The sequence below is a fragment of the Mycoplasma sp. CB776 genome (assembly GCF_054343395.1).
The window spans coordinates 1-5135 of the sequence record NZ_JBTGVD010000036.1 but is presented as its reverse complement, the minus strand read 5'-3'; the positions used below and the strand labels follow the sequence as shown (position 1 = coordinate 5135).

Annotated in this window: 4 protein-coding genes and 1 pseudogene; 1 reads left to right on the top strand and 4 read right to left on the bottom strand. The window is 23.3% G+C overall.

Annotated features, from left to right (window positions below; all coding sequences use genetic code 4):
- Positions 1–749: hypothetical protein (locus tag ACXX86_RS03955; RefSeq protein WP_458561183.1), on the bottom strand; the 749-nt coding region annotated here is incomplete at its 3' end.
- Between the two features lie 225 nt (positions 750–974).
- A pseudogene (locus ACXX86_RS03950) lies at positions 975–1061 on the bottom strand (hypothetical protein); the annotation flags it as partial.
- An 847-nt stretch (positions 1062–1908) separates the two neighbouring features.
- On the opposite strand from ACXX86_RS03950, the gene ACXX86_RS03945 reads away from it, so the two are divergent.
- Positions 1909–3486 carry an ATP-binding protein gene (locus ACXX86_RS03945; RefSeq protein ID WP_458561182.1) on the top strand — a complete coding sequence of 526 codons (1578 nt, stop codon included), beginning with the start codon at positions 1909–1911 and terminating at the stop codon, positions 3484–3486.
- Between the two features lie 585 nt (positions 3487–4071).
- On the opposite strand, the gene ACXX86_RS03940 is transcribed toward ACXX86_RS03945, so the two are convergent.
- Both ACXX86_RS03940 and ACXX86_RS03935 read right to left on the bottom strand, forming a co-directional pair.
- Entirely contained in the window at positions 4072–4224 is a 153-nt protein-coding gene (locus ACXX86_RS03940; RefSeq protein ID WP_458557679.1) for a hypothetical protein, read from the bottom strand.
- 32 nt (positions 4225–4256) lie between these two features.
- A complete protein-coding gene (locus ACXX86_RS03935) occupies positions 4257–5009 on the bottom strand; it encodes a type II toxin-antitoxin system death-on-curing family toxin (RefSeq protein ID WP_458561181.1) in 753 nt (250 codons plus the stop codon).
- Positions 5010–5135 lie beyond the last annotated feature (126 nt).

Below are 5135 nucleotides of genomic sequence, written 5' to 3'. Positions count from 1 at the left end.
TTAATTGTTTCAGCTTTAATTCTATCTATATCTTCTTTTTGTTGTTTTTCTCTTTTAGCACTTCCTTTAAATTCTATTATCCGTTTTTTTAAAGGTTCTAAATCACTCATATTACCAATATTATTTAAAGCATCATTAAATTCTTTTTGTTTTTCTGAATTTAAAATTTCTTTAATTAAAGAATCAACTTCAACAACTTTATTAAATGCTTCATCTGCTCTTTGTTTGATGTTTTCCATATTTTCTTCACTTAAATTAGTTGAATTTAATTCATTCACAAAAGCATTTTTAAGAGCAGTTGCTTTATTACCAAATTTAGTAGTAATATAATTTTTTGCTGCTGTATTTAATCTTTCTAATTCATCGGATATTCGATCTTTAGATTGTCTAATTTTTTGATTTTCTGCTTCGATTTTATCTCTAAACTCATAAATTTTGGTTACTGTTCTTTCAGTTTCTCTATTTGCATCTAGACTAGAATTTCGTTTTCAATCTTGTCATTCTGAAGTTATTTGAGTTTTAAAAGCACTATCTGCAAGAGCATTTATTTGATCTTCTACAACTAAACTAACATCAGCAAATTTTCGATCAGCTTCAAGTGCAGTACTATCAAGAAGATTTTGATTGCTTCCTGCATTTGTTAATCTATCACTTCAAGTTGTATATGTTTGTCCATCTTGTTTTAAACCTCTTAAAGTTTTAACTGCATTTGTAGCATTAACTGTGGAAATTCTTATTATTTCAGACATTTGTGCTTGAATAGAATCAACTACAGATTTGTCTAATGCTTCATTAATTTTAGTAATAAAGTCTTCTTGTTTCCCACCTTGATTTGCTGTTTTTAAATTATTTGCATAACTTAATGCTGATGCTTTAGCACTCGCTAATTCTTCTGCTCTTCTGTTTTCATCTCTTGCATTACCTACAATAGTATTAATTGAACTAATATCAGAACTTTCATTAGTTAAAGTAGAATCGATTTGATTTTTATATTCTGTTTTTTGTGCTTCACTTAAATCACTTAATCCTTCAATAGTGGTTTTAGCTGTAGCTTGTTTTTCTTTAAATTTATTAGTTGCTTCAGTTACTGTTGTTTCATACTGTTCTTGTGTTCTACCATCAGCAGATTGTCCATTAAAGGTTCCTGCCTTGTATTGGACTTAGATATAAAAAAAAGAAAGGAGAAAAAATCAATTTTAGATATTTATAACAACATTGATATACGAGATATCCATAAATACTTTGTGAAAATTGTAAAATGTTATAAAACTAAAATCAAAATAAATTATAAATAAAAATTAGTAGAATATTTTAGAAAAACAAGATTAAATTGCGATATTCTTTTAAAGAAAAGATGAAGATTTTTATAGTCATATTTAAGGTACTATTTTTTAAATTATTTTAAATTAAAAATAACTAAAATTATCGTAAATATAGAGTAAAATTTTAGGAAAAATAAACCAAAAATCCCAATTTTTTCCGTATTTTCGTAACAAAATAAATTCTGTGGTAATATTAAAATGTGACTAACACTTTAGTCACATAAGGAGGTGAAAAATGTATTTAAAATAAAGGTTCAAAAGTGGAGCGAATTTTAATTTTAATAATTATAATTCTAATATTAATTAAATTTTAAAATAATTAATACATTTTCCACTAACCTTAAATAAAAACTCCATTTTAAGGGAATGGAGTTTTTTTCATTAATTAAGTTGAACTTAATTAATTAGGATTGTGAAAATGTATTTATACTATTATTATAGCACTTTTTGGCAATGTATTCAATTTTTTTGTAGAAATTTTTTTTGAATAAAAAATATTATCTTGTAAAGTAATGTTTTATTATTTAAAAATATTTTATTAAACAATGTAATATAATATTAATATGTATAAAAGAAAAGGATAAAAATGAAATTAGATAAATATCTTGGAGAAACAACTGAATATGAAAAAAAAGAAAAAATAGAAAAAAAGGATTTCTATAGTTGATTAAAAACAGTAAGTGCTTTTGCTAATACAAACGGTGGAAAAATCTTTTTTGGTATAGAAGATAAAAGTGATAAATTAGTGGGATTAACAGATATTTACAAAGACTCTGATTATATTAGTAGCGTCATAAAAGATGTTATGGAACCACTTCCATCTTTTGATTTAAAGATTTATGAAGAACAAGACAAAAAATTTATAGTTTTAGATGTAAAAAAAGGTCAGCAAACTCCTTATTATCTAAATAAAGGCGGTAGTTACCTTGCTTATAGAAGAATAGGAAATCAAAGTGTAGTCATAAAGGGAAACGATTTAAAAACTTTAATTCTTCAAGGTTCTAATGAAACTTGAGATAGTTTTAAAACCAATATCAGCTATGATGTTTCTTCCTTTAGTTATTTAATTTCATTTTATTATCAAATTACAGAACATAAACTTACATTAAAAGACTTTAAATCCTTTGGATTAGTTTCAAATGATAATTATTTAAATAATAGTGGAGCACTATTAGCAGATGGTCAAATAGTAAGACATTCAAGAATTTTTGCAACCAGATGAAATGGATTAACAAAAACACATTCACTTGCAGAAGCTTTAGACGATGAAGAATTTAGTGGTAATTTATTATATTTATTAGATTCTGGAATTAAATTCATTTCCAGAAATTCCAAAAATATGTGAAAAAAGATAGATTTTGGTCGTAAAAATTATCCTGATTATCCTATGAAAGTAATCCAAGAAGTTTTGGTTAATGCTTTAATTCATAGAGATTATTCAATTAAAGGAACTGAAGTAACTATAAACATTTTTGATGATAGAATGGAAATTTCTTCACCTGGTGGAATGTATAATGGTAAATTAATACAAGAAGAAAATATTGAAGAAATCAATTCTGAAAGAAGAAATCCAATTATTGCCGATCTTTTTAGTAGATTAAATTTAATGGAAAGACGTGGTAGTGGTTTACTCAAAATATTTGATTATTACCAAAAAGAAGAAAATTATAGTCAAAAGTTAAAACCGGAATTTAAATCAGATAATAGAAGATTTACTGTGATTTTAAAAAATTTAAATTATAAACAAAATATTGAAGGTTTTGAAATAGAAGAATATAAGGAAAATACAAAAAATCTAAATTTTAAAATTGATTATAAACAAAAAAACAAAAACTTAATAAAACCGGAGATAAATATAGAAACCGGAGATAAATTTGACAAAACACCGGAGATAAATATAGAAACCGGAGATAAATTTGACAAAACACCGGAGATAAATATAGAAACCGGAGATAAAATAATAAAAATTAATAAAAAAGAGAAACAGTATCAATTAATTATTAATTATGCTAAAAACAAAGATTTTTTTAAAACTAATGAAATAGAAAAATTATTAAAAGTGAAATATTCAAGAGCAAATGAAATAATAACTAAAATGATTGAAGAAAAGTTGCTAATAAAAGAAGGTTCTAATAAAAATAGAATTTATAAATTAAATAAGTAGTAGGGAAAGTAGTTCAGGAAAGTGTTGGAAGTGTAAGTGTAAGATATTTTTAAAATTCTCTTACCTGCTTTTTTAGTTTTCCAGTTAAAAATAAAAATAACTGATTGTCCCTTATTTTTGAGAAATTTTAATATTTTTTATAAAAATAGTGAATTTTAATGATAGAATATAATTAAGTGATTTGGACCCGAACCCTCCACCCATACCAGGCACTATAAAAACAATAGGTAACTGCTATTTTTAGCCGAAAACACTCTTCTGGTCGGGGAAATGTGTGTTTTTTTTATTTTATTAATTAGCATTTATACAAGTTGCATACATTCTAATTCTTTTTCAAGATTTTTTTAATTTAATTCTGGAAATGTAAGACATTTTGTGTAAATTTCTCTTACTTAATTTTTTGTTTCCCAGTTAAAAACCAAAACTAACCAATTGTTCCTTGTTTTAGGGATTTTTGTTTTTTATTTAAGTTTTTTTACTTGCTATTTTTTAAAAGTTATTTAAATTATGATATACATTTTTTGCAATTTTATAATAAAATCTCCAATAATTAAATATTGGAGATCTTTTTTAGTTATGAATAAATTATAATTTAGATAAGTTTTTCATGCATTCTTGCATTCTTTTTCAGGAACCTTTTTCATTTCTTTCCATAATTTCAGGTAAATTATTAATTCCTTCTTCTTTCAATTTGATTATATAATCATTAATAATTTTTGTTCTTTCTTCTTTACTCATTTTTCACCTCTTTATTTATAATTATATAGTTTTTAGATTAATATCAAAGTATTTTGTATTATTCATTCTTTTATTTCTTTTTTTACTTTTTCAATTCTATCTTTAGAATTTAAGTTTATATCTTTTTGCTTTATAAAGTTAAAGCAATTTTTATAAATCTCATTTTTTTGATTATCTTCTTTAAATTCTGCATCATCAATATTAGCTATTAAATCTTCATAACTTCGATTTGATAATCTTGTTACAAAGCAAAAAATATCCTTTTCTTGCTGTTTTTTATAAAATTCTGCTATTTCAGTATCTTCATTGCTTCATTTAAAATAATAACCAAAAACTATTAATAAGTTTATTAAAAAAGCAAAACTAAATCTTTTATTTCCATTTCTTAATTTATGTTTTTCAAGTACAGATATAAAAGAAATAGAAAAGAAATCAAATATATCATCAACTTCATAAGAAAGTAATCAAATTTTTCTTTCAAAAATGTCATAAAAATTATCATTTATATTAACATAATTATAATCATCATCGCTTTCTAATGGAAATTTAGTTCTGACAGTTTCAAATGATCTTTCTATTGTTAATTTTAGTAATTCTAAAATTTCATTTAGACTTTTTTCTTCTTGAAAATCTAATACAATATTTTCAAAAATTATTTCTTCTTTATTTTCTTTTAAATAATATTTTGCATCTTCATAAAGCAACAAATTATTTTTAAATTTTAATAAAAATTCACTAAATTTTTTACCTTCTTTTTCTGTTGTAAATACTAATTTTTTCTTCACTATTTTCCTCCTTTTATTTTTTTCTATATAATAATCATAACACAAAAACAATGTCATTTTTACTAAAATAACCCGTCTTTCCCAGTTGACGGGATTTTTTTCTTTTTTTTCATATATTTAATACTA